We start from the raw sequence: 25784 nt of genomic DNA, 5'->3' as shown, positions 1-25784 counted from the left end.
GTCTTTTAAGTATCTTTGCTAATGAAACCAATTAAAAAAATAAAACAGAATGTCGTTAATAAAATCTATTTCCGGGATCAGGGGAACAATCGGCGGAAAAGTAAATGATAACTTAACTCCTCTGGATGTCGTGAAATTTGCATCAGCATTTGGAACCTGGCTTCAGAATACACAGAATAAAAAGAATTTAACCCTGGTCATAGGAAGAGATGCCAGAATTTCCGGGGAAATGGTTTCCTCGCTGGTAACAGCTACTCTGCAGGGATTGGGAATAAATGTAGTGGATCTTGGACTTTCTACAACACCAACGGTGGAAATAATGGTTCCTGAACTGAATGCAGATGGAGGAATTATCCTGACTGCTTCCCACAACCCAAAGCAATGGAATGCTCTTAAACTGTTGAATGGTAAAGGAGAGTTCATCAGTGGAGATGATGGCGCAAAAGTACTCGCTCTTGCTGAAAGTGAAGATTTCAATTACGCAGAAGTAGATGATCTTGGAAAATATGAAACAAGAAACGATGCGTTTGATATTCATATTCAGCAGATTTTAGATCTTCCGATGGTAGACATTGAAGCCATTAAAGCTAAAAAATTCAAAATCGTTCTCGATGCGGTAAATTCTACAGGAGGAATTGCAATTCCAATGCTTCTGGATAAGCTTGGCTGCGAAACAATTAAATTATATTGCGAACCAAACGGGCAGTTTCCACACAATCCTGAACCTTTGAAAGAGCACTTGGGAGACATCTGTGAGCTTGTAAAAAAAGAAAATGCAGATTTAGGAATCGTTGTAGATCCGGATGTAGACAGATTAGCCTTAATTGACGAGAAAGGGGAAATGTTCGGGGAAGAATATACCTTGGTTGCCGTTGCAGATTATTTATTGAAACATAAGAAAGGCGCTGCTATCTCAAACCTTTCCTCAAGCCGTGCTTTGAGGGATGTTGCCAGAAGCCACGATTCAGAATACTTTGCAAGTGCTGTAGGAGAAGTAAACGTAGTGAATCTGATGAAAGAAAAGAATGCAGTAATCGGAGGCGAAGGAAACGGAGGAATTATCTACCCTGACCTTCATTACGGAAGAGACTCTTTGGTAGGAGCAGCATTGTTTTTAACCCATCTGGCAAAAGAAAACAAATCCGTTTCCGAATTAAGAGCAGGATACCCAAGCTACTTTATGGGCAAAAAGAAAATAGAGCTGACTCCGGAGATTAATGTAGATGATATCTTAGCCAAAATGGAAAAAGAATATCAGAACGAAGAAGTTTCTACGGTAGATGGTGTTAAAATCGACTTTGAAAACAACTGGGTGCACCTGAGAAAATCCAATACAGAACCTATTATCAGGATCTATACCGAGGCTTATACGCAGGAAGAAGCCGATAAGCTTGGAGATGATATCATCGCTAAAATTAAAAGTTTAATCTAAATAAATCAGGAACGGAACAGAAATGCTCCGTTCTTTTTTTGTCGGAGTTCTTTTAAATAGTCCGGAAGAAAGAAACGAAAGCGTATAAATAAACAGGTTCTGAATTTTGAGATTCTCACTGAAAATGAACCGTTATAACTATTTAACCACAATTTCCGTTTTTTATCCACAATCCTTTTATCTGTTTTCTTTTTTTACTATCTTTAATATAGAAATTTATGAAAAAATAATTCAAAAAAAAGTTGCAACTTTGCATAAACATTTGAATTTCAGTTTCAGAGGTTATTATTAATTAAAAGTTTGCCGAGGTTTGTAAGCATATTCAGACATCGGGCCGACAAAGACAACACTATTGGAAGAGTATTTTGGAAATGAACTTGTAAAAAAGTTCGAGGAAATGATGGAAAATAATGATGAATTCTACTTCGATACCGAAGAGCTAGAAGACATTATTGTTTATTATTTGGAGCTGGGAGATTTTAACTACGCAGACAATGCTGTTAATTATGGCCTTAAGCTTCATCCCAATTCATTGGATATCAAGATCAAAAGGCTTGAGATTCTTTTGGAATGGGAAGATTATAATACCGCAAAAGAACTCATTGACGAACTGAAAGGTTCATCCATGGAAAACACAGACTTTATGGTCTGCTATGCGAAGTATTATTCGAACCTGGGAAACCCCAGAAAAGCCATTGACATCTGCAAAAAAGCCTTAGAACTGCAGGAAGAAGAAAACTTCCTTCATAACTTTATTGCGGACGAATATGTAAACTTGGGAGACCCTTTTAACGCTCTTAAACACTACAGAAAAGCTCTGAAAGAAGATCCTATGGATGAGTATTCTCTCGAAAACTGTATGATCTGCTTCAGCGACCTGAATAAGAGCGAGGAGGCTATTGCCTTTCTTAATGAATATTTAGATGAATTTGCCTATTCCGAAACCGCTTGGTTCGAATACGGGCAGTTTTACTTCAACAGAAAGAATTACGAAGAAGCCATAAAAGGATATGATTACCTTTTGGCCATCAACTCAAGTTCTGTAGGAGTATATGCAAACAAAGCAGCCTGTTACGAAGCCCTGGGACAGTACCAGAAGGCCGTAGAGGTATATGAGGAAATGCTTGAGCTTGAATATACCAAAGCATTTACATTTTATAAGATAGGATTGTGCTATAAGGCGCAGAAACAGTCCATAATGGCCTTAAATGCATTCCAGAAATCATTGAGAGAAGACCCACAGTTTTATCTTGCGATGATGGAACAATCTTATCTCTATGAAGAAATGGGAGGTATGAAAGAAGCCCTGCATTTTGCAAGAGAAGCTACCCAGCTGAATGACAGTAACCTTGACTATCAGAAAAGACTGGCATTTCTATTTATTGATTCCGGAAAATTTGAAGAAAGTCTTGCCTGCCTGAAAAAGCTGGTAGATGCGGAACCTTCAAGGTTTTATAACTGGTATGCCTATTCAGAGGTTTTGATGCTTCTTGGAGAATATGAAGAGGCGGTAACTATTCTGGATAATGCCTTAAGGGTACATGACAGGGCAGAGCTTTACTATCAGCTCAGCAACTGCTATTTCAACCTGAGAAACCCGGAAAAAGGAGCAGAATCTCTTCAGAAAGCTTTAAATATTGACGCATCGCTTGCTCAGGATATGCAGAAAAAATATCCTTTCATCAAAGATGAGGTAAAGAAAGTCAAAGCCAAAGTGAAAAAGAAGAATTCTTAGAAGTTGGAAGAAGGAAGTTTAGACTGAAGATCGAAGGATCTGCCTTAATTCTCCTTAGCAGCTTAAAGATTCTTAATGACTTAAATTAACAATCATACATACTTAAATCCTGCAGCGATGCAGGATTTTTAATGTATCAATTTTAATGTATCAATACCTGTTTATTTTTTTATAACCGCTGTTTTAGACCTTAAAAAAATCAGTCCGCCGATAATAACTCCTGCTCCAACAAACTGTAAAAAGCTCAGTTTTTCACCATCCAGAAATCCCCAGATAATAGCAACGATAGGCATCAGCAGGGTTACTGTTGACGCAAATAGCGGGGTAGATACCTTCAGTAGCCTGTAATTTAAAGTCATGGCCAGCCCGGTTCCAAAGATAGACAGCAAGCTTACAAACATCAGTCCCAGCATATTGTCCTCATTAAAACTGAATGTTGAAAAGAATCCCGTGAATGTTAAAGCAATAAGAGAAGGGAAAAATAAAACAAATGAAAAAACAAATGCTGATAAAATCGTGGAAGAGACATCCATTAGTTTAGATTTCACCGTTGTTGTGCTTAAAGCATAGCACAGCGTGGCCAGTAACAGCAATAATATCGGAATAAGCTTGAATTTTCCGCCTTCCCCATCTCCTCCAAAAGCCAATAAGCAGACTCCGGCAAAGCTGATCATTGTTCCCACGATCTGCCTTTTAGTGGTGTCAAACTTCCAGACCAGCGCTCCCACAATAATCACGAAGATAGGCATCATAGAATTGATAATTCCGGCGATACTGCTGCTTACTTCCGTTTCCGCAATCGGAAATAGAAACATAGGAATGAAATTTCCTGTAAATGCAGCCAGGATAAGCCACTTCAAATGCTTTTTGGGAAACAGTTTATATTTTGAAATCGCGACCGGCATTAAAATAATTCCTGCGATCAGAACCCTGAGCGCCCCTACCTGATAGGGACTGAAATGCTCAAGAGACTTTTTGATCAAAATAAAAGACGAGCCCCAGATAACAGTTAATACAATCAGAAGGATCCATTTTTCTTTATCTGCGTTCATTATTTTTGTGTAAGATGTTTAAAAATTCTTTTTTAGGAATCATTTTTGCGCCTAAGCTTTCCAGGTGCTCTGTATGAGACTGACAGTCAATGAGATCAATATTATCTTTGTTGTTTTCCACAAAATGAATAAAGCCGGCTTTAGAAGCATTGCTTACTTTCGCAAACATACTTTCGCCGCAGAAAACATTTCCGATCTGAAGGCCGTAAAAACCTCCAACCAGTTCTCCATCCTGCCATACCTCAATACTTTTGGCAAGACCATATTCATTAAGCTGAATAAAAGATTCCATCAGTTCATCCGAAAGCCATGTTCCAGTCTGTCCCTTTCTGCTCGTTTGCTGGCAGTTTTGGATCACTTCCCTAAAGCATTTGTTTTCAGAAAATGTAAAAATACCCCTGTTTAGTATTTTCCGCATCGATTTTGAAACTTTTAGTTCTTCAGGAAACAGGACAAATCTGGGATCCGGGCACCACCACAATATTTCCTCTCCGGGATTGTACCACGGAAAGATCCCCAGCTGGTAGGCGAACCAAACCCTTTCTGTAGACAGGTCTCCTCCAAAGGCAACCAGCCCGTCGTGACCGTCATAAAGTTCAGGATCGGGGAATGAAATCTCGTTTTCGTCTAATCGGACCATTTTTTTGGAAAAAAAATCCCACTTGATAAAGCAGGATTTATATTTGATCTTATTTTTTAATTAAAAAGGTAAATCATCATCATCGTCACCAGCGAAAGGATTTTCATTGGAAACCGGGGATGCAGATTGAGAAGGAGAGGCCTGAGTAGGCTCAGATCCGTTGTCCATTACTTTTTCAATTTTCCATCCTGTAATAGAATTGAAATACTTAGTTTCACCCTGAGGAGAAACCCATTCTCTTCCTCTGATGTTGATTCCCACTTTTACATTTTCACCCTCCTTAAGGTTATCTAATAAACTGATCTTATCAGACAAAAATTCTATGTTTATCGGCTGTGGATACTGTTCCTGGGTTAAAATAACCATTTCTCTCTTTTGAAAGCCGCTTGCAAATGTCTGAGCATCAAAAAGTTTCTTTACCGTTCCTTGTAATTCCATATTGTAATTATTAACGTTGTAAAAGTAAGAAAATGAAATGTAATAATTGGAGGACCTGAAAAAAAATATGAGAATTTTAATTTTTTTTTCTGAAAAGTTTGGAGACAATGGAAAAAGTCCTATATTTGCACTCACAAAAACGAAGCAAGCTCTTTAAAATAAGCAAAAACAAACCAGCGGATGTGGTGTAATTGGTAGCCACGCCAGACTTAGGATCTGGTGCCGTGAGGCGTGGGGGTTCGAGTCCCTTCATCCGCACTATGCGAAAATAGCTCAGCTGGTAGAGCACAACCTTGCCAAGGTTGGGGTCGCGGGTTCGAATCCCGTTTTTCGCTCCACACCTGCCCTGGTGGTGGAACTGGTAGACACGCAGGACTTAAAATCCTGTGTTCGTAAGAACGTGCGGGTTCAAGTCCCGCCCGGGGTACTAAACTCTCTGTTGATCTCAACGGAGAGTTTTTTTATTTTTAAAGGTTTGTAAGAAATCGTTTATTTATCATTGTTTGTAAGTATTTATGTTTTTTTAGTTCTTATTTTAAGGCAAAATGTTTTATATTTGTAGCCATAAAAGGAATAAGTTCTTTATAATAAAGAATAATAACCGGCGGATGTGGTGTAATTGGTAGCCACGCCAGACTTAGGATCTGGTGCCGTGAGGCGTGGGGGTTCGAGTCCCTTCATCCGCACTATGCGAAAAAACTCTCTGTATTGTTTACAGGGAGTTTTTGTTTTTATAGCCCTCATAAACGGGTGTTTGGCGTGCATTAGTCATAATGCTTTTTGATAAACTATTGATCCGCGTCAGTTTAATTAGCCTTTATCTGTATTTTCCACAAACATTTAATCTGTATCCAAGATAATAGTAACTTCTGTATCTGTGTCCATAATGGAATACTCCATAATTTTGTTATACTAAACAGAGCATTATGGAAACTATTATTCGAAACCAACAGCAGCTTCAATATGCTGACGTCTATATTTCAGATATGCAGTCGCTGAGAAATATCTTTCTGCAGTCCCAAAATTTATCCAGATTAAGCCAGGATTTCGGTGTACCCTTTCTTTTGGCTAAAAAAAGAAATGAGATTCTTGGTTTTGCAAGTCTGATCATTAACGGAAAAGGGGAGATCACATTTAAGATCTATGGGAAAAGTGATCTTGCAGACTCCGAAAAAAAGAATTTTAATCTTCAGGCAGAGCGTTATTTCAATAAAAACAATTCAGCAAATTTCCGGAATGCAGAACAGCTGAAAAGCAGTATCAATAGAATGATCAGCTGGTTGAATGTTGGATAAAGCGTCAATAAATTTGTACATTTACTTAAAACCGGGGCTTTATGTCAAAAGACGTTCTCTATCTTAAAATAGCAAAATCTGTCACTGAGCAGATCAAAAGCGATACGCTGCAGCAAGGAGACAGACTGCCTTCACTAAGAAGTGCTCAAAAACTCTATAATGTCAGTCTGAATACTGTAAAACAGGCTTATATGGAACTGGAAAGCCGTTCTCTGGTTGAATCCCGTCCCAAGTATGGCTATTTTGTGAGCCAGACTTCCCAAAGAAAGCTGGCATTGCCTTCGGTGGCTCCAATGAAAGAAGCTGAGAAGAAAAATACACCGGAAGACCTTATTGATAAAGTATTCGGAACCATTGATGGGACAGATGTTACCCAGTTTGCTTTGGGAATTCCTGGGAAAAGCTTCCTTCCTTTGGCAAAGCTCAAGAAATGCATGATCAATGTGATCAAGAGAAAGAATGACAGCGGTACAGATTATGAGCCGGTACAGGGAAGCGAATACCTCCGTCGGGAAGCCGCCAAATGGGCTCTGGTGTTGGAAGGAAAAATATCAGAAGACGATCTGGTCATCACCTCCGGGGCTATGAATGCAGTATATACCTGCCTGATGGCGGTGACGAAACCCGGAGATTCCGTAGCGGTGGAAAGCCCGGTCTATTTTGGAGTGCTTCAGGCGATCCAGCAGTTGGGACTGAAGGTGGTGGAAATTCCTACCCATCCTATTTACGGAGTAGATCTGGATGCCTTGAAAAAAGTGCTTCCTACACTTTCTGCCTGTTGTTTTGTGACGAATTTCAATAATCCATTAGGCTTTCAGATGCCGGATGACAATAAAAAAGAACTGGTAAGGATGATTACGGAATATAATGTTCCTCTGATTGAAGATGATATATACGGAAACCTGTATTTTGGATCAGAAAGACCCAAACCGTGTAAATTTTATGATGAAGCCGGGCTTGTGATGTGGATAGGATCGGTCTCTAAAACGCTAGCGCCAGGTTACCGCGTGGGTTGGGTAGCTCCCGGAAAATTTAAAGAAAAGGTAATCCGGCAGAAGCTGGTGCAGACTGTGTGCAGCCCATCCCTGTATCCGGATGTAATTGCGGATTTTCTTGAACACGGCCGCTATGACCACCACCTGAGAATGTTCAGGAATAAGCTGTATGCAAACTATCTTCAGATTCAGAAATCAGTGGGAGAGTATTTCCCGGACAATACAAAGGTTTCGGAACCTAAAGGAGGCTTTATGCTATGGCTGGAGCTGGATAAAAGGATATGCACGGAAGACCTTTATGATGAAGCCATGAGCCAGAAAATAACCTTTGCCCCGGGAAGAATGTTTTCCCAATATAATCAATATCAAAACTGTATGCGCCTTAACTATGCCCTGGAATGGACGGACAGGGTAGAAAGTGACCTTGAAAAGCTTGCAAAAATGGTTAAAAAAAGAATTTAATTAAACCTTATAAACGATGAATGATACAAATAATGAAGTAAAAATTATAGCCTATGATCCTCAATATAAAGATGCTTTCAAAGCTTTAAACGAAGAATGGATCAAAAAATTTTTCACCATGGAGGCCGGCGATTATAAACTGCTGGACAATCCCGAAGAGCACATTATAAACAAAGGAGGATACATTGTTTTTGCTCTGCTGGATAATGAGCCAGTGGGAACATGTGCTTTAGTGAAATTGTCCGATAAGCCACTTAAATTTGAACTCTCAAAGATGGCTGTAAGCCCCAAAGCACAAGGAAAGCAAATAGGATATCTGGTAGGACAGACCTTGGTAGATAAAGCCAGGGAATTAAATGCAGAAAGTATTTCCCTTGAAACCAACTCTGTGCTCGTTCCTGCAATAAAATTATATGAAAAGCTTGGTTTTAAACATATGCCAGCCTCTGATTCAGCTTATTGCCGCTGTGATACACAGATGCTGCTGGAGCTTTAAATAAGAAATATTGCTGTTCTTAGCTAAGATTCTTTCTGTTCATGAGGTTTTGCTTTCCCTCATGCCTATTCACTCTTTTTCCTTATTTTTGTGAAATTCCTTATTTCAATGAAAAAGATTATCCTCATCGAAGACGAAACCAGTGTTGTATCTTTTATAAAGAAAGGGCTTCAGGAAAATGGGTACGAAGTTTCCGTAGCCTTTGACGGACGCACTGGTGTACAGTTGGTGCAGGCCAACGATTTTGATCTGGTAATTCTGGATATTATGCTGCCGGAAATGAATGGACTGGATGTCTGCAAAGAAATCAGGAAAACCAATCAGCATGTTCCTATCCTTTTTTTAACAGCTTTGGGAACTTCTGAAAATATAGTGTTGGGTCTGGAAAGCGGAGGTGATGATTATCTTGTAAAGCCATTCAAGTTCATTGAGCTGGTAGCCCGCGTGAAATCATTATTAAGAAGAAGCAATGGAGTAAGTCCTCAGGAAATTGCTGAACCGGAGCCTGATAATGAACATGTCTTCAAGTTTTCAGATCTGATTGTTAATGATTATACCAAGAAAGTTACCCGTGCCGGAGATGAAATTTCTTTAACTTCTACAGAATATAAACTGCTGCTCTACTTCCTGAATAATCCTGAAAAAGTAATTTCCAGAGCTGAAATTCTGGACGCAGTCTGGGGTGTCAATTATGAGCTGGGAACCAATGTTGTAGATGTTTATGTAAACTATCTGAGAAAAAAACTGGATAATCAGGATGATCATAAGCTGATTCATACTGTGATAGGGATGGGGTATGTACTGAAAAAACCTTAATGGATGTTTAATAAAGTTGTCACAAATCAAACCAAAACAATGGTGCTCTTAATGTTGGTATTTACTGCCATCATTCTGCTGTTCAGTGGGTTGGTTTATTTTTCTATTGTCAACTTTTCACACCAGAGATTTTATGAGCTGCTGAAGATCCGTACAACAACTATTGTTCAGATCGAAAAAAGCAAAGACCACCTTGACCTTCCCGAAAACTATATCCTCAACGGCCTCAATGATGAGGAGCTTCCCATGGAAAGAGATTATGTTTTTGCGGTTCCGGCGGATTCCAATTTCAGGAAGATCTCACAGGAGGTTCATATTCCGGACTATTTTTTCAAAAGTATCGTCAGAAAAGGCGAGGCCAATTATAATGACAAAGAATTTTACTATATCGGGCAGACCTTCAGGTATGATGATAAGGATTATATTGCCATTGCTTCTGCCAAGAACCATTACGTAATTTATTACCTGGGATTTTTAAAGAGAACGCTGATTACCTGTATTGTACTGTCCCTGTTCTTCAGTATGATTTTTTCTTTTTATCTGTCCAAAACCTTATTTAGGCCCATCTTAAAAATTACTGGTAAGGTAAAAGAGATCAGCTCCGAAAATCTTCACCTGAGACTGGAGCCGCAACCCGACAATAAGGAACTTAATGAGCTGGTAGATACTTTCAACGGAATGCTGAACCGGATAGAAACCTCATTTGAGACCCAAAACCATCTGATCGGGAATGTTTCCCATGAGCTGAGAACACCACTTACCTCGATCATGGGAGAAGCGGATGTCGCTCTTTCTATCGGCAGAACAGCCGATGAATACAAAGAAACCCTTGAGATTATCCTTGACGAAGCCGAAAAGCTGGATAAAAAGATCAAAGCCTTACTCATGATTGCTCAGACCGGTTTCGATGGAAAGATCCAGAAAATGGATAAAGTAAGAATCGATCAGCTGCTTTGGGATGTCATTGAAACCTTGAGAAAAATTGATTCAAGAAATAATATTTATCTGGATATCAGTATGCTTCCGGATAATCCTAAAAAATTAAAAGTACAGGGCAACGAACAGCTGCTTCATCTTGCGGTAGCCAATATCATCAATAACGGTTGTAAATATTCTAATTTCCAGCAGGTAAAAGTCTCGCTGGGCGCTACAGATACAGATGTTTATATCATTGTAAAGGACTTTGGAATAGGTATTCCGGAGGTGGAAATGAATAAAATCTACGACCCATTCTTCAGGGCTTCCAATACCAAAAACTACGAAGGCTACGGAATCGGACTTCCGCTGGCCAGAAACATCGTAAGAATGCACCACGGCGAACTGATCGTAAGTTCTCACGAAAACCAGGGAACCACCGTACAGATGCGTTTTCCTAATTTCTACAGTACGAGACCGGAAGGAGCTTAATAGCAAAGAACAATCCTACAAATACAAAAAGCAAAGAACAATCTGCTCAATTTCTTAATCAGCGAGAGAAATCTACGTACTTTATTTTCATTCCTCCGAAAAATTAAAGTATCCATCTCAAATATCTCATATTAACGCCTGTTAACAATATTCTAATCTCATTTTAATCTCTTTAATCACATTTTAATTCCGTTCCAAAGCGCTTCTAATCTTGCCGCTTTAGTTTTGTATCATCAAAATATGACGACAAACCTAAATCTAAAAGATATGACCAAAACAATCTTAATCGCCACGGATTACTCTCTTGAGTCACTGAATATATTAAAAAAAGTGCTGAAAGAGAAAGAAACATCGGAAGACCAGAATCAGTATACTATTCTTTTGGTTTCAGGGTATGATGGTGGAGATTCCATCAGGGACCTTCTGTTCAACACAAAAAGTACCATTTTTAATAAGATCAGGCCGCAGGAATTCTGTGATGCCTATGGAATTATCAAAAATAAATACCCTCATTTAGTAAATAAGATTGTCTGCGATATTTTTACAGGAAGCTTTCAAAGGACATTCAATAATTATATGAAAGCGGAAAATATTGAGGAAGCTTATTACTCTCCATCTATTAAGAGTAAAGGAAAGGGAAAATTTGATATTGCTCCTTACATCAGAAAATGCAAAGATATCAAGGTTCAGGAAATTAAAATTGAAATCCCTGAAAGACTTCCTGAAAGAGGAAAACTGGCAGAGATATTTGTTGAGGCCTAAAAAAATGATAAACACAATATAAAAGAAATAAAAAAATGTTAAGAAATTATAGTAACAGCCGAACGTTGGGAGACAATATCAGATTGGGGACGCTGACTGCATTCACTGCAGGGACTATAAATATTGCCTCCCTTTTAATATTTCTCTCTTTTACATCGAACGTAACGGGACATTACGCCATCCTTGCTGCGGAAATCAGTAAGGGAAACTGGACGCAGGTGGTCGTAGTTGGGGCATGGATCTTTTTGTTCTTCTTCGGAAGCTTTTTGTCCAACTTCATCGTCATCAACTTTAATAAGAAAAGTAAATATTTTGCTCATGCAATGCCGATTGTGCTGGAAATCATATGTTTGCTTTTTGTGGGAATTTATGGGCAGTTTTATTATCAGAAAACATTGGAGGAAACAGAATATCTGGTTGCGCTGATGCTTTTTGCAACAGGACTTCAGAACGGGCTTACGGCAAGCATCTCCAATTTCTCAGTGAAAACGACCCACCTTACGGGTACCACCACCGATCTTGGAATTCTGCTTTCCATGTTTACCCAGAAAAAATACAGAAAGAATGATGAGCTGATAGGAAGGGCAAAACTGCTCATGAGTATAATGGCAGCCTATGTTTTAGGAGCTGTTTTCTCTGGACTTACGTATTACTATCTTGAATTCAGGGTATTTTATGTGATCAGTCTGTGTCTTTTGATTGTGATCGGTTATGATGCCTATAAGATTCATATAAGGCATTTTAATACCAAATACCGATACAGCAGAATTTATAAAAAGCCCACTGTACTGGCTTATCTATACGACAAAGTCCACGGTATTCCAAAAAGAAAAGAAAAAAGAAAACTTGTCTTTGATGATTGAGCAATAAAGGAATAAAATAAATATCAAATTATTTTTTGTGTAAACTAGCTGTGAAACACCCCTTTTTTGATAATGAAAAAGGGGTGTTCTTTATCAGAAATCTTGGTCGCGTAAATGAGCTACCTGTTTTAGACAAGAATAAACAGATAGATAGAACGTATGCTTAGTCAGTGGCGTAGCCGCGTCTCTTTGCTCAACTAAAAAGTAAAGCAGCTCATCTTTAAACTTTGCGTTAAAAAATACCAGCCTTTCAGAATTCTTTTCCTCTGGCAGAGATTAAAAAATGGACAGGATGCAAAATGTGATTAAAATGTTGATAATTAAATTTTAATTCACGGTTTTAATGTTTTAATTCCCGTTTCCATTGCCTATTTTTGTAAGTTGATTATACGTTTTATGTCAGATATTATTCAGCTTTTACCGGATCATGTAGCCAACCAAATTGCGGCAGGAGAAGTGGTGCAGAGACCTGCGTCCATTGTGAAGGAACTTTTGGAAAATGCTATTGATGCGGGTGCATCCAAGATAGAATTGATTATCAGGGATGCAGGAAAAAACCTGATCCAGGTGGTGGACGACGGCAAAGGAATGTCTGAAACAGATGCCCGGATGGCGTTTGAAAGACATGCTACGTCAAAAATCAAAGCAACAGAAGATATTTTCAGAATTGCTACAAAAGGATTTCGGGGTGAAGCATTGGCTTCTATTGCTGCTGTTTCCCAGGTTGAACTGAGGACGAAGCAGAATGATGCCAAAATTGGAACCAATATCTACATTGAAGGCGGTGTATTTCAGTTTCAGGACCCGATACAGACTGCCGACGGATCCAATTTCCTGGTGAAAAACCTATTCTACAACGTTCCGGCCCGAAGAAAATTTCTTAAAAATAATAATGTTGAATTCAGACATGTCATTGATGAATTTCAGCGCGTTGCATTAGCTCATGAAAATCTGGAATTTTCTCTGTTTCATGATGATGAAGCTGTTTTCAGATTGAGAAAAGGCAGCCAGATGCAGCGTATTGTGGATGTTTTCGGACGTAAACTGCAGCCGCAGCTGATTCCTATAAAAGAAGATATTATCTGGTGTAAACTTCACGGATTTGTTGCGAAGCCTGAAGGCGCCAAAAAATCAAGAGGAGAACAGTTTTTTTTCGTTAACGGAAGGTATTTCAAAAGTCCGTATTTCAATAAAGCAGTTCAGGAAGCTTTCGAAGGATTGCTTTTACCGGGTTATGTTCCTACATTTTTCCTTTATCTTGAATTAGATCCTGAAAAAATAGATGTGAATATCCACCCCCAGAAAACGGAAGTGAAGTTTGAAGATGAGCACCTGATTTTTGCCCTTCTCCGTTCCACCATTAAAAGGTCCCTGGGAATTTATAACGTTTCTCCTAGCCTTGATTTTGATAAAGACCCGGAAATGGACGCCATGATGAATAAGCCTTTCCCAAGCAAAGGAAATGGCGGCGGAGGAGTCATCAAAATGCCGGAAATTATAGTAGACAAAGACTACAACCCTTTTATTGAAGAAAGAAATGTACGTCCCGAAGAAATTCAGAATCTTACGGAAATGTACCACCAGAATATTACAGCAGAACCCTCAAAGATAAATTTATTTGAAGACGAAGATTTTGATGAGGACCTGATGAGGTTACCCAATGGCTATTGGCTGTTCAATAAAGGAGATGTAACCCTGATGCTGGACCTTGGAAGAATGCACAGGTTGGTTGTTTCAGAGAACAATAAAACCTCCAGGAAGCCAAATATCAATCCAAACAGCCATACACTTCTGTTTTCTCTGGAGTATCATATGAATGAAATAGAAAAGAATAAATATAATTCTTTCAAAAAATTTCTGCCTGAACTTGGGTTTGACATGAAAATTGCACATGAAAGCGTGCTGAGAATAGACGCGCTTCCCGAGGGATTGAAAGAAACCCAGGCCATGAAGTTCCTGGAGAACCTTTTTGAGATCCTGGAATATAAGACTGAAGAAGAATTTATGCAGTTTTATCTCAACCAATGGAACAAAATGCAGTCCAAATCAAGGTTTGATTTCATCTATAAAAAAGATGCGGAACAGATGATCAAAGACTTTACAGCATTAGGCTTCCCGGAATTTTTACCGGATGGCAAAAGATGCTTTTATGAAGTTCCGTTTAATGATTTTAAAAACAAATTTTAAAAAATGTTTAACAATATACCGCCCATCACCAGGAATATTATCATTATCAATGTTATCGTATTCATTGGGACTTATTTTCTTGGAAATCAGGTAATCGGCTACCTTGCCGGCTTTTATCCTTTTTCTCCGTTTTTCCATTCATGGCAAATCATTACCCACATGTTTATGCATGGAAGCATTATGCACATTCTGTTTAATATGCTGACTCTGTACAGTTTCGGGCCTATCCTGGAGCAAACGTTGGGGGATAAAAAATATTTGATTCTCTATTTTTTAAGTGGATTAGGAGCTTTTTTCCTTTTTAATTTATGGAATTTCGTTGAGGCACAACAGCTTACAACTGAACTGCAGCAGCTCGGATTTAATGTTAATGCTTATTTATCCGGAGCAAGTGTAGGATTTAGTGGCGATGCTGCATCAGTTCTTAAGCAGAAAGAATTGTTGGAGAGTTTGAAGGGAATTGTAGCAACGCCTATGGTTGGTGCTTCCGGAGCTATTTTCGGAGTAGTGGCGGCTTTTGCTACCCTTTATCCCGATTCGAAAATCATGATGATGTTCATTCCTATTCCTATAAAGGTAAAATACCTGATGCCTATCGTTATTGTAGTTTCCATATACCTTGGAGTATCCGGAAACGGAGGTGGTATTGCCCATCTCGCTCACGTTGGAGGAGCATTAGTTGGCTGGATTCTTGCAAGAATCTGGAAGAAACATCTGTATAGATTCAATTAGAAACATCTGTGAAAGTCTTCCGTCTTATTATATTAATCCTGCATGTAGGCGTTTTGTTCCTGCTGCTTTGTACCTTTCTGAATGCCTATGTTCCACCTAAAATATTTCCGTGGTTCAATCTGCTTTCTTTAGGTTTTCCGATCCTTATTGTCATATATGCAGTATTTACGCTTTTCTGGCTTTTCAGCTGGAAAAAGAGAAGTTTTGTATTTATGCTGGCCGGGCTTATCTTTTTTAGCCCTATACAAAGATGGGTGAATTTTTCTTCTGATAAAAAAGAGACAGCAAATCTGAAGGTCATTACCTTTAATGTGAAAGCTGGCTTAATGGGAGCTTCTGAAATTGAAAAGTACCTGGACAATGCCAATGCAGATGTCGTTATGCTGCAGGAGGCCGGTAAAAAAGTTTCTGTTAAAGATAAGGAAGTGATTAATAAGAATGGGATTCTTAAAATCTTTTCAAAACATAAAATAATAGACTCCAGAGAACTCATCAAGAGTGATTATGAAAGTAATAATGCCTATGCTTCCCAGGCAGATATTGAAATCAGAGGTAAAATATACCGTTTTATCAATATCTATCTGGAACCCTTTAAATTTGAAAAAGGGATGATCAAAATAGATGGGGTAAAAGAAGAAGATGAAAGGAAGCTGAAAAATATTGTTAAAAGGCTTATTCCTGTTTTTAAAAAACATCAGGATCAGGTGGATGAAATTAAAGAAGCGATTAGAAATTCACCTTATCCCGTGATGGTTATGGGAGATCTTAATTCTGTTCCCAATTCTTATGAATATTATCATTTATCTGATGGATTGCAGGATGCTTTTGTAGAGGCGGGAAAAGGGAGTGCCACAAGCTTTCATGATTATAAATTTCCGATAAGAATAGATTATATTTTTACCTCAAAAAGTATATTACCCATTACCTATAAAGTGGACCGGACTATAAAGCTTTCAGATCACTATCCGGTAGTAGCCACATTTTCAATAAGCCACTAATAATCATAAAATTAGTTAAAGTAACAGGCTTGGTAAGGTTTTTGATGAAAAAAATATACCCTAGACCGTTACTTCATGAAGCTGAGTCAATTACTGCTGTTTATACATATTGCTGTTGCCGTGCTGCTCCTGTGCACATTAGGTAATGCCTGGATTCCGCCTAATTTTTTAGGCAGTCTTAACCTGCTTTCCCTGGGGTTTCCCTATCTGATTTTAATCTATGTTTTACTGACGCTTGTCTGGATTTTTAAAAGAAAGAAAATCGCTATTGCTTTTGCTTTAGGTGCCCTTCTTTTTTATAACCCGGTAAGAAGGTGGGTAAACTTCTCACCAAAAACGGAGAATTTAAAGTCGATCAGAGATATTAAAGTTCTTACATTTAATGTAAAATACGGAGATTTCGGCTGGGACAAAGTAAAAAAGTACATTACAGATCAGAATGCAGATATTATTCTTGTTCAGGAAAAAGATACCAACAGAGCAATAAAACGGGATATGATAAAATATCCGTCGGTTATTCTGAAAACAAAACATAAAATCTTAAGACAGGAACAGCTGATTGAGGATAAGGCAAGAGGAAACTCTTTCTATGCAGATGTAGACATCAACGGAAAGATCATAAGGGTGGTTACTGTTTATCTGGAACCTTTCAGGCTTCACAAATCAATGCTTAAATTTGATGGTCTTGCAGAGGTAGGAGGGAAAATTACCAATCTTCTTTCTCATATGACTCCGACCTTTAAGGCTCATGAAGATCAGATCAGAAAAATCAGAAAAGTAATTGATTTCTCACCTTATCCGGTTATCCTGGCAGGTGATTTTAATTCGGTGCCTAATTCCTATGAATATTATAACCTGGGAAAAGACCTTCAGGATGCCTTTGTTACGGTAGGAAATGGCGCTTCTACCAGCTTTCATGATTATAAAGTTCCGCTTAGGATCGACTATATATTTACCTCAAAATCCATTATTCCTTTAAGCTATAAAGTGGATCATGCTGTAAAATTATCGGATCACTATCCTGTAATTGCAGAATTTCTGCTAAATTAGTTCCATGAAAAATTTACTGTCTGCAGTTTTTATGGTATCATTGTTTTTAATGGCCTGCTCAAAGAAAGAAACTCCGGGTTTCGCCGCCGATCAGGACGTAAAAATTCATTATGATACGGCAGCGGTGGATTCATTTTCGGCAGGAGCAACATCAATAGATATTGTCCGCCAGATCCGGATGTCTTCACAGAAATACCAGGACTCTATAAAACAGGCAGAAAAACTTCAGAAAGAAGAACAGAAGCTGAAAGAAGAGCTTGATAAAGAAAATAAAAAAAAGCAGGAAGAGGATAAGAAAAAGACTGAAGCAGAGAAGAAAAAGAAAACGGCTGACAGCCCGCCCGCCAACGGAACAAAAACAGAATAAATACATTTAAAAAAATATACAATATGAAAAAACAAATTTTAGCAGCAGCTGCAGTGGCAGTACTTGCTGTATCATGCACAAAATCAACAACTAAAACAGAACAGGTTGAAAGCGCAGACGGATCGGTAACAACGACAACGACTACAGTTTCAGAAACGCCTGCTGCTGTTATAGATACCGCTAAAATAGACAAGGCTAAAGAAAATGTAAAAACCAAAGTGGATGCAGCCGGAAATAAAATAGACGATGCAGCCCAAAAAGCTAAAGAAGACCTTAATAAGGCCGGAAAAGATATCAAAGCCGGAGCTAAGGAAGTTGGCCAGGATGTAAAAGATGCTGCGGCAAAAGGAGCTGCCAAAGTAGAAGAGGGAGCGAAACAGCTGAAGGAAGATCTGAAGAAATAGTGAAATACCAAATAAAGAAAACGCAGTCAAATTTTTGACTGCGTTTTTTGTTACATATCTTTTGAGGAATGTTATTACTTGTTAAGCTCCAGCAAAGGATCTATATACTCCCTGTCGTTGCTTAGCCTCGGAACTTTATTCTGGCCGCCAAGTTTTCCCTTGGATTCCAGCCAGTGGTAAAAAAGATTAGGTTTTGCACTGTGGACAATTGGCCTTTTCAGGGTCAGGTTATTGTATCTTTTGGCCTCATAATCTGAATTGATCGTTTTTAAATGATGATCAAAAGCATCGGTAAAACGCTCCAGATCATCCGGATGCTGGCTGAACTCGAAAATCCATTCATGGGCACCGCTTTCATTTTCTTTCATAAAAACAGGAGCCCCCGTAAAATCGGTTATGCTTGCCCCGGTAACTTCACAGGCTTTGGTAAGGGCAGACTCTACATTGGTAATCATCAGTTCTTCTCCGAACGCGTTGATATAATGTTTGGTTCTTCCCGTAATTTTTATTCTGAAAGGATTGGTCGAAGTAAACACAACGGTATCGCCAATCAGGTATCTCCACAGTCCTCCGTTGGTAGTGATCACCATGGCATAGTTTTTCCCGACTTCAACATCTTCCAGGCTTACAACTTTCGGATTGGAAAAATGAAACTGGTCCATCGGAATGAACTCGTAAAAAATACCATAATCCAGCATCAGCAGCATTTCATCACTGTTTGATCTGTCCTGTATCCCGAAGAAGCCTTCAGAAGCATTGTAAATTTCATAGTAATTGATCTTTTTTCCGATGATCTGCCTGTACTGGTCCTTGTATGGCTTAAAACTGATTCCGCCGTGAAAAAAGACCTCTAAATTAGGCCACAGCTCAGAAATACTTCCGCTGTCCGTCTCTTTTAAAACTCTTTGGAGCAGAACCATCATCCAACTGGGTACCCCAAGGATACTTCCCACATCTTCATTTTTTACTTCTGAGGTGATCGCTTTAAGTTTGCTTTCCCATTCAGACATCAGGGAAACCTTTTTACTTGGCGTTGTAGTAATCTCCACCCAAAAAGGAAGATTGTCAATTAAAATAGCTGAAAGATCCCCGAATTTGGTGTTGAAATCTGCATGAAGCTCAGAGCTTCCGCCCAAACGCAGGTTTTTATTAGTGAATAGCTGGTTTTCAGGATGGTTGTTGGCGTAGATGGAAACCATGTCCTTTCCTGCCTTCATATGACAGTATTCAAGGCTTTCTGCAGAAATAGGAATAAATTTGCTCTTTGCATTTGTGGTTCCCGATGATTTTGCAAAATGTTTGATGTAGCCCGGCCAGCTTACATCTTTTTGCCCCTGCCTTGCCTTCTCAATATAAGGTTCAAAATCTTCATAAGTAACGATCGGAACCTTGTTTTTGAAGTCCTGATAGCTCGAAATCGAATTAAAGCCGTAGGTTTTGCCATATTCAGTGTCTTCTGCATGAAACAGCTGGGAAAAGAGTATACCTTTCTGAGTTTCAATGGGATGATCCATGAAATTCTGAATCTGATCTATCCTTTGGCGGATAAACCAGTTGACCACAGTATTGAAAAGTGCCTTTGTTGCCATTCCAACAAATATAATAATATTTGGATTTTTAGAGAATTTTTATGGTGTTAAATAAAAAAACCGCTACAAATTATGTAACGGCTCTGTATTTAGATTTATTATTTCTTAGCAATACTCATCAAAAGCTGCCTGAAGATTGGCTGCAATAGCGCCTGCAGGATTACCTTCAATGTGATGTCTTTCCAGCATGTGAACTAATTCACCATCCTTGAAAAGAGCTACACATGGTGAGCTTGGAGGGAATGGAGCAAGATGTTTTCTTGCTTCTGCTACAGCTTCCGTATCAAATCCTGCAAAAACAGTTGTTAAATGATCGGGCTTTTTGTCACCTGTCAAAGAATAGACAACTCCGGGTCTTGCTGCACCTGCTGCACATCCGCATACTGAATTAATAACCAATAGAGTAGTTCCCGGCTGCTTTAAAGCCTCTTCTACCTGTGCTGGAGATGTTAAATCTTCGAAACCTTTATCTGTAAGTTCTGCCTTCATAGGCATTACTAAATCTGTTGGATACATATATTTTGTTTTTATCGATACAAAGTTAAACAATTCTTTGCGTTTGTTCAATATATAAAAACTATCAAAGCTTTAGTCATAAAAAATTAATACAATATTAATATTTCAATAATATTCCAAAAAACATGAAATAAAGTTATGAATAATGATAATTAAGTATTAAATTTGAAATGATTCTGAAAACGACTGACCATGAAAAAAACATTTATGCTTTCCCTCGAGCATTCAAATTATTTAACATGATGTAATTTACAGCAGTTAAGTAAAGCTTATTCAGTTTTGAATGATGACAGACTGAATTAAATTTGAATATCAAAAAAATGAATCCCGGAACGCCAGCGTTCCGGGATTCTTTAATCAAATCGATATGCAAAGGTTGGATATCCTGTTTTGGGGATCGTGTTTCATGTTTGAGATGATATATACCCGAACCTCGTTTCACGTATCCTGTTTACGAAAGCAGCTTCTTAGCCATTTCAGAAATGCTTTTTCCGTCAGACTTACCTGCCAACGCTTTTGAAGCGGCTCCCATCACCTTCCCTAAGTCTTTGGCAGACTCGGCTCCGGTTTGGGCAATAATATTCTTAATTTCTGCTTCAAGCTCTTCCGGACTAAGCTGTTCAGGAAGAAACTTCTCAATCACTTTCATCTGTGCTTCTTCCACTTCCGCAAGGTCATTTCTTCCCTGTGCTGCGAACTGTTCGAAAGAATCTTTACGCTGCTTGATCATTCTCTGAAGGATCGCAATTTCCTGTTCTGCAGAAACTTCAGCGCCTCTTGCTTCCGTCTGTAGAAGTAAAATCTGAGCTTTTACAGCTCTCAGAGAGTCCAGAGCAACTCTGTCTTTTTCTCTCATCGCTGTTTTAATCGCTTCACTTATAGTATTTTCTAAACTCATGGTTTTAAATTTAACAATGTATCAATGTAACAGTTTACCAATGAGATGCTTCACAAACTCAGCATGACGGTTGTATTGTTACATTGGTACATTTTTACATTGTTATATTAATTTAATCAACATCTTTATTTAAAAATCTGTTTTCTCTCACCTGCATGGATCCGTTGTTATCGGACAGATACGTGTTGATATTCTGGTCAGATGCATTGGTTCCGTCAATGGTAATATTTTTTCTTTTGAAAGCAGGAACAGATTCGAATTCGCTTGTGCTGTCAAAGCTTTGATAGCGTGAATTGAATTCTTTTAATTTATTTCTTCTCTCCGAAATTCTTTCCTGATCAACAGCTTTATTTACAAACGTGAATTCTGACTCAGTGGGTTTTGGCGTTTCAATTTCTGTTTTTTCCTCAAAAGCTGGTTTTGTTTCAGCTTTCGGCTCTTCCTGTCTTGTGTGGGAGATAGCTTCAACTGCCTGAACCGGAATTTCTGTTACTGTACTGGCTGGAGCTGTAAACTCTGCTTTTGGCTGTCCGAAATCTGTTTTAGGCTCATTAGACGAAGGCTGATTATTGACAAAGAAACTGAATTCAACAGGCTTTTCATCTGAGAAAGCACGGGTTGCCGGTGTAGACGGAGCTTCATCTTTTCTGGCATCAAAATCAAATTTAAAAGATTCAATTTCCAGATCATTGGGATCTTCTCCTTCTTCGTCATCATGAGAGAATAGGCTGTAGGATTGTTCCTCTGCTTCTTGTTCATTTCTCCAGCTATTCTGTGTATCTTCCTCTTTATCAAAGAATTTTATTTCGGTTTTAATTTCTTCTTCTTTAATAATCATTTTTTTTTCAGAAGAAGTCATACCGAATTGTGGAGCATCACTGTCTTCGTCATCCAGCCTGAACGTATGTTTTCCTCCGAAATCGTGAGTTGTTTCAGAAGTAGCATCTCTTTCTTCCCTTGTTTTAAAAGGAGAGGCTTTCGGAGTCTCTAAACTGTCGTTAAGGCTAATTCTGATTTTTTCAGTAGGCCCGGCGAATCTTTTGCTGTCATTTGAAAAACCTGTGGCGATAACAAGAACGCTTACAGAATCTCCTAATTCCTCATCTGCACCCACCCCGAAGATAATATCAGCGGTATTTCCAGCTTCTTTCTGGATATGGTCCATAATTACCCCGATCTCATCCATGGTTACTTCTTCTGCACCACTTCTGATCAGTAGAAGAACGTTTTTAGCTCCTGTGATCTTGTTGTCATTCAACAACGGAGAATCAAGTGCTTTTTTAACCGCTTCTTCTGCTTTGTTTTCTCCTGAAGCAATTCCTGTAGACATCAAAGCCGTACCGGAGTTCTGAAGGACAGATTTAGCATCTCTAAAGTCAATGTTTACATCAAAGTAACCGGTAATAACTTCTGCCATTCCTTTTGCGGCATTGGTTAAAACTTCATCGGCTTTTGAGAATCCCTGCTTGAAGCCAAGGTTTCCGAATTGCTGTCTTAGTTTATCATTATTGATCACAATCAGTGAGTCAACATTATTTCTTAATTTTTCCAGACCTATTTCGGCCTGCTCAAGTCTTCTTTTGCCTTCAAAGCTGAAAGGAACAGTAACGATACCTACCGTTAGAATTCCCATATCTTTGGCTACTTTGGCAATAACCGGAGCGGCTCCGGTACCTGTACCGCCACCCATTCCGGCTGTAATGAACACCATTTTGGTATTCTGGCCCATGGATGCTTTGATCTCTTCAATGCTTTCAATAGCGGATTTTTCCCCAACTTCAGGATCTGCTCCGGCACCAAGACCTTCGGTGATGGTAGTCCCCAGCTGTACTTTGTTGGCAACAGGGTTATTGTCTAAAGTCTGGGCATCGGTATTACAGACCACGAAATCTACTCCGTAAATACCTTTCTCGTACATGTGCTTCAGGGCGTTGTTTCCGCCGCCGCCTACACCGATTACTTTTATAATGGATGAATTTCCTTTTGGCAAATCAAATGAAAATCCTTGTGTACCTATATTTTCCATAACTATGCTTTTTATAATTGATGATTGACGAATGATAACTGATGAGTGATAAATGGCGCCGGCAATAAACTGTGCATTTTATTTATCAATTATCAATGATCTTCTATCATTTATATTTTACTCTACTTCTTCAAAGAATTTTTTAACTTTTTCCATAAGCGACTGCCCGAAAGTCAGTTTCGCTCTTCTGTTTTCCTGCTGCTCACTAACAACGGACTGTTCCTGAACTATTGCTGTCGGCTGGGCCTGTTGCACTGTCTCTGTTTGTGAAGGAACAGTTTCAGCTTTGGCCAATTCCTCTTCAACAAGCTCTTCTGTTTCTGATCCCTGTTTTTTGTCGCGGATCTTTAAGCTTTCCATCAGCAAGCCGATTGATGTAGCAAATTCCGGGCCTTTCAGGTACTGGTTTTTATCGTTGGCAATATATTCGTTGGCAAAACCGATTCTGCTGTCAAAACCTGTTGTATAATTGGCAAGCTGACGAAGATGCTTTAAGTTGGATCCACCTCCTGTAAGGACAATCCCTGCAATCAGCTTTTTCTTTTGTTCAAATGCCCCGTAAGCTTTTAATTCTGTATTCACCATTTCCAGGATCTCTTCTACTCTGGCATTGATGATCTGTGCCAGGGTTTTAAGAGAGATTTCCTTATCCGGTCTTCCGTGAAGCCCGGGAATAGTGACAAATGTACTGTCTTTTTCTAATTCCGGAACAGCAGAACCGAATTTTACTTTCAATTGTTCTGCATGTTTTTCTATAATGGAGCAGCCTTCTTTGATATCTTCCGTAATAATTCCTCCTCCGTAAGGAATTACGCAGGTATGACGGATGATATTGTCTTTGAAGATGGCAATATCTGTGGTACCACCTCCGATGTCTACAATGGCAACACCGGCTTCTTTTTCTTCTTTGGTTAAAACGGCTTCTGAAGACGCCAAAGGTTCCAGGGTAAGGGCTTCCATTTCCAGGCCGGCCTCTCTTACACATCTTGCGATGTTTCTGATGCTGCCCATTTGTCCTACCACTACATGGAAATTAGCTTCTAAACGTTTTCCGTGCATTCCTACCGGCTCCTGAATTTCGCCTTCGGAATCCACTTTATATTCCTGTGGAAGAACATGGATAATTTCTTCTCCGGGAAGCATCACAAGCTTTTTTACCTGATCTTTCAGTGCTTCGATGTCGTCATCTGTAATAAATTTATCCGGATGCTCACGCATGATATAGTCGGAATGCTGCAGAGAACGGATGTGTTTTCCTGCAATACCTACTGTCACTTTACGGATGGGAACTCCTGCGCTGGACTGTGCTTCAGAAACGGCGGCCTTGATTGAATTAATGGTCTGTGAGATATTATTCACAATTCCTTTATGAACTCCAAGACTTTTGGCCTTTCCAACCCCGAGAACTTCTATCTTCCCGTGCGCATTCCTCCTTCCGACAATCGCGACAATCTTCGTTGTCCCGATGTCCAGACCTACTGAATACTCTTGATTTTCCATTTTATGTCGATTTGATTTTTTTTCTACTTTTCCTTGTTTTCAATCCGGGGTTTATTCCGGTTTTATGCTAATTGTCCATCAGGACTTTTTTATTCTATTTTTACTTTTGCCTTAGGCTTTGTGGCCGCTGGCTTTTTCTCTGTTTTTTTAGTTTCCTTTGGTTTGACTGTAGTCTTTGGCTTTGCTTTTTCTTTCGGTTTAGCTGAAGACGTTTTTGTTTTCTTTGTTTCTGCAGATTTAGGAAGAATGTCAGGCTTTTTAACCGCTGCCAGAGCCGGGGCCTTCGCCAGTTCCATATTCCCTGCTTTCAGAATACTGTCGTTTTCTTTGAAATAAGGGTTTAAAGTGGTTACAATCTGGTTCTGATATTTTACAGAGACCATGCTGTACTTTTGAGGATCCTGAAATACAAGATATTTTTCCACAAATGTTTTCAGACCTTTTACTTTAAATTCAATATTGTCCAGATCTCCTATTTCCACTTTATAATTTCCGTCACTGGTAAGGAGGTTATAATCGTCTTTGCTTTTTGAAATTCCGATAAAGAATTTTTTGCTGAAATCGTCTTTATCAATTTTCTCAACCAGCTCGGCCAGTTTCTGATATTCATCCGGTTTCACATTTCCGGTTACCAGCATGCATGGATGCGAGTAGGTTTTGGAAATAGGGAATTCTGTTCCTTTTTCATCTACATAGAAGTCTTTTCCGTCTTTATTCAGCCTGAAAACAGGAACTCTCTGCTTGATATCGAGGTATAATTTTCCGTTCAGGTTTAAATAGACATTGGCACTGTCTACGGCAGGAAGTGAATTGATCTTCTTTTCAAGTGTCGGAATATTCAGATCTCCCACTTTTCCGGAAGGGTTTTCTTTTTTTACAATTTCCCGGATATCTTTTTCATCGATGAAGTATACAGGTGTTTTTTCATTCATTTTTACAGAAATCTTATTGTCCGTAATCTTCTGGCCGCTGAATCTCTTTAATGAGAAACTAAGCAGTAATCCGAGGATGATCACTGTGACAGCAATTTTTAATATTCTGTATTTATTTTTCATATATTTTGTACAATGTAAAAAGTACAGTGTACTATTGTATTCTAATTAGTTACCTTATTAATGATCTCT

General features: G+C 38.9%; 24 protein-coding genes and 4 tRNA genes. 19 read left to right on the top strand and 9 right to left on the bottom strand.

Translation table 11 applies throughout. The features are described 5' to 3' along the window. The first annotated feature begins 49 nt into the window (after positions 1–49). Complete coding sequence (gene glmM / locus LC418_RS01545) at positions 50–1432, top strand: phosphoglucosamine mutase (protein ID WP_223557855.1); 1383 nt, start codon at positions 50–52, stop codon at positions 1430–1432. Between the two features lie 352 nt (positions 1433–1784). Beyond that, complete coding sequence (locus LC418_RS01540) at positions 1785–3167, top strand: tetratricopeptide repeat protein (protein WP_111953865.1); 1383 nt, start codon at positions 1785–1787, stop codon at positions 3165–3167. Positions 3168–3328: 161 nt separating this feature from the next. Here the strand turns inward: LC418_RS01540 and LC418_RS01535 are convergent, their stop codons facing one another. Genes LC418_RS01535 through LC418_RS01525 form a run of 3 tightly spaced genes read right to left on the bottom strand, consistent with a single transcriptional unit; the run spans position 3329 to position 5297 of the window. After that, complete coding sequence (locus LC418_RS01535; RefSeq protein WP_111953863.1) at positions 3329–4219, bottom strand: DMT family transporter; 891 nt, start codon at positions 4217–4219, stop codon at positions 3329–3331. Next, positions 4206–4859 (bottom strand): leucyl/phenylalanyl-tRNA--protein transferase, encoded by a 654-nt coding sequence (gene aat / locus LC418_RS01530; RefSeq protein ID WP_111953861.1) that lies wholly within the window; start codon positions 4857–4859, stop codon positions 4206–4208. The genes LC418_RS01535 and aat overlap by 14 nt, the downstream gene beginning before the upstream one ends. Positions 4860–4919: 60 nt before the next feature. Further along, complete coding sequence (locus LC418_RS01525; RefSeq protein ID WP_034739828.1) at positions 4920–5297, bottom strand: DUF3127 domain-containing protein; 378 nt, start codon at positions 5295–5297, stop codon at positions 4920–4922. 176 nt (positions 5298–5473) lie between these two features. Between LC418_RS01525 and LC418_RS01520 the strand changes: the two genes are divergently transcribed. The 17 genes from LC418_RS01520 (at position 5474) to LC418_RS01440 (ending at position 18131) form a co-directional block, all read left to right on the top strand. Continuing rightward, positions 5474–5555: transfer RNA gene (locus tag LC418_RS01520), tRNA-Leu, on the top strand. A 4-nt stretch (positions 5556–5559) separates the two neighbouring features. After that, a tRNA-Gly gene (locus LC418_RS01515) sits at positions 5560–5635 on the top strand. A 5-nt stretch (positions 5636–5640) separates the two neighbouring features. Beyond that, positions 5641–5724 (top strand) — tRNA-Leu (locus LC418_RS01510). A gap of 177 nt (positions 5725–5901) precedes the next feature. After that, positions 5902–5983, top strand: a tRNA-Leu gene (locus LC418_RS01505). 240 nt (positions 5984–6223) lie between these two features. After that, positions 6224–6592: a hypothetical protein gene (locus LC418_RS01500; RefSeq protein WP_223557854.1), complete on the top strand. Its 369-nt coding sequence runs from the start codon at positions 6224–6226 to the stop codon at positions 6590–6592. Between the two features lie 41 nt (positions 6593–6633). Further along, on the top strand, positions 6634–8049 hold the full coding sequence (locus LC418_RS01495) for an aminotransferase-like domain-containing protein (protein ID WP_223557853.1): 1416 nt from the start codon (positions 6634–6636) through the stop codon (positions 8047–8049). A 16-nt stretch (positions 8050–8065) separates the two neighbouring features. After that, positions 8066–8545 (top strand): GNAT family N-acetyltransferase, encoded by a 480-nt coding sequence (locus tag LC418_RS01490; protein ID WP_223557852.1) that lies wholly within the window; start codon positions 8066–8068, stop codon positions 8543–8545. Between the two features lie 108 nt (positions 8546–8653). Next, complete coding sequence (locus tag LC418_RS01485) at positions 8654–9361, top strand: response regulator transcription factor (RefSeq protein ID WP_223557851.1); 708 nt, start codon at positions 8654–8656, stop codon at positions 9359–9361. A gap of 51 nt (positions 9362–9412) precedes the next feature. Next, a complete protein-coding gene (locus LC418_RS01480; RefSeq protein WP_223557850.1) occupies positions 9413–10768 on the top strand; it encodes a HAMP domain-containing sensor histidine kinase in 1356 nt (451 codons plus the stop codon). Between the two features lie 240 nt (positions 10769–11008). Next, complete coding sequence (locus tag LC418_RS01475) at positions 11009–11530, top strand: hypothetical protein (protein WP_223557849.1); 522 nt, start codon at positions 11009–11011, stop codon at positions 11528–11530. A 35-nt stretch (positions 11531–11565) separates the two neighbouring features. Continuing rightward, the gene (locus LC418_RS01470; protein WP_223557848.1) at positions 11566–12393 is read left to right on the top strand and encodes a YoaK family protein; all 828 of its coding nucleotides are present in this window, start codon (positions 11566–11568) and stop codon (positions 12391–12393) included. Positions 12394–12789: 396 nt separating this feature from the next. Then, positions 12790–14580 (top strand): DNA mismatch repair endonuclease MutL, encoded by a 1791-nt coding sequence (mutL, locus tag LC418_RS01465; RefSeq protein WP_111953845.1) that lies wholly within the window; start codon positions 12790–12792, stop codon positions 14578–14580. 3 nt (positions 14581–14583) lie between these two features. Beyond that, the gene (locus tag LC418_RS01460; RefSeq protein ID WP_223557847.1) at positions 14584–15312 is read left to right on the top strand and encodes a rhomboid family intramembrane serine protease; all 729 of its coding nucleotides are present in this window, start codon (positions 14584–14586) and stop codon (positions 15310–15312) included. Positions 15313–15320: 8 nt separating this feature from the next. Beyond that, entirely contained in the window at positions 15321–16310 is a 990-nt protein-coding gene (locus LC418_RS01455) for an endonuclease/exonuclease/phosphatase family protein (protein WP_223557846.1), read from the top strand. 75 nt (positions 16311–16385) lie between these two features. After that, positions 16386–17360: an endonuclease/exonuclease/phosphatase family protein gene (locus tag LC418_RS01450; RefSeq protein ID WP_111953839.1), complete on the top strand. Its 975-nt coding sequence runs from the start codon at positions 16386–16388 to the stop codon at positions 17358–17360. A 4-nt stretch (positions 17361–17364) separates the two neighbouring features. Continuing rightward, positions 17365–17727 (top strand): hypothetical protein, encoded by a 363-nt coding sequence (locus LC418_RS01445; protein ID WP_111953837.1) that lies wholly within the window; start codon positions 17365–17367, stop codon positions 17725–17727. A 23-nt stretch (positions 17728–17750) separates the two neighbouring features. Then, complete coding sequence (locus tag LC418_RS01440) at positions 17751–18131, top strand: hypothetical protein (RefSeq protein WP_223557845.1); 381 nt, start codon at positions 17751–17753, stop codon at positions 18129–18131. Positions 18132–18205: 74 nt separating this feature from the next. On the opposite strand, the gene LC418_RS01435 is transcribed toward LC418_RS01440, so the two are convergent. The 6 genes from LC418_RS01435 to LC418_RS01410 form a co-directional block, all read right to left on the bottom strand. Then, entirely contained in the window at positions 18206–19720 is a 1515-nt protein-coding gene (locus LC418_RS01435) for a GH3 auxin-responsive promoter family protein (protein ID WP_111953833.1), read from the bottom strand. Between the two features lie 105 nt (positions 19721–19825). Continuing rightward, the gene (locus LC418_RS01430) at positions 19826–20236 is read right to left on the bottom strand and encodes a BrxA/BrxB family bacilliredoxin (RefSeq protein WP_034701172.1); all 411 of its coding nucleotides are present in this window, start codon (positions 20234–20236) and stop codon (positions 19826–19828) included. A 451-nt stretch (positions 20237–20687) separates the two neighbouring features. After that, the gene (locus LC418_RS01425; protein ID WP_223557844.1) at positions 20688–21134 is read right to left on the bottom strand and encodes a GatB/YqeY domain-containing protein; all 447 of its coding nucleotides are present in this window, start codon (positions 21132–21134) and stop codon (positions 20688–20690) included. 112 nt (positions 21135–21246) lie between these two features. Continuing rightward, positions 21247–23160 (bottom strand): cell division protein FtsZ, encoded by a 1914-nt coding sequence (gene ftsZ / locus LC418_RS01420; RefSeq protein ID WP_223557843.1) that lies wholly within the window; start codon positions 23158–23160, stop codon positions 21247–21249. 117 nt (positions 23161–23277) lie between these two features. After that, entirely contained in the window at positions 23278–24660 is a 1383-nt protein-coding gene (ftsA, locus tag LC418_RS01415) for a cell division protein FtsA (RefSeq protein ID WP_223557842.1), read from the bottom strand. 89 nt (positions 24661–24749) lie between these two features. Beyond that, entirely contained in the window at positions 24750–25715 is a 966-nt protein-coding gene (locus LC418_RS01410) for a cell division protein FtsQ/DivIB (RefSeq protein WP_223557841.1), read from the bottom strand. Between the last annotated feature and the right edge of the window lie 69 nt (positions 25716–25784).

It is taken from the genome of Chryseobacterium lathyri, assembly GCF_019970085.1.
Classification (GTDB): Bacteria; Bacteroidota; Bacteroidia; order Flavobacteriales; family Weeksellaceae; genus Chryseobacterium; species Chryseobacterium lathyri.
This window is presented reverse-complemented; position numbering and strand designations above follow the sequence as displayed.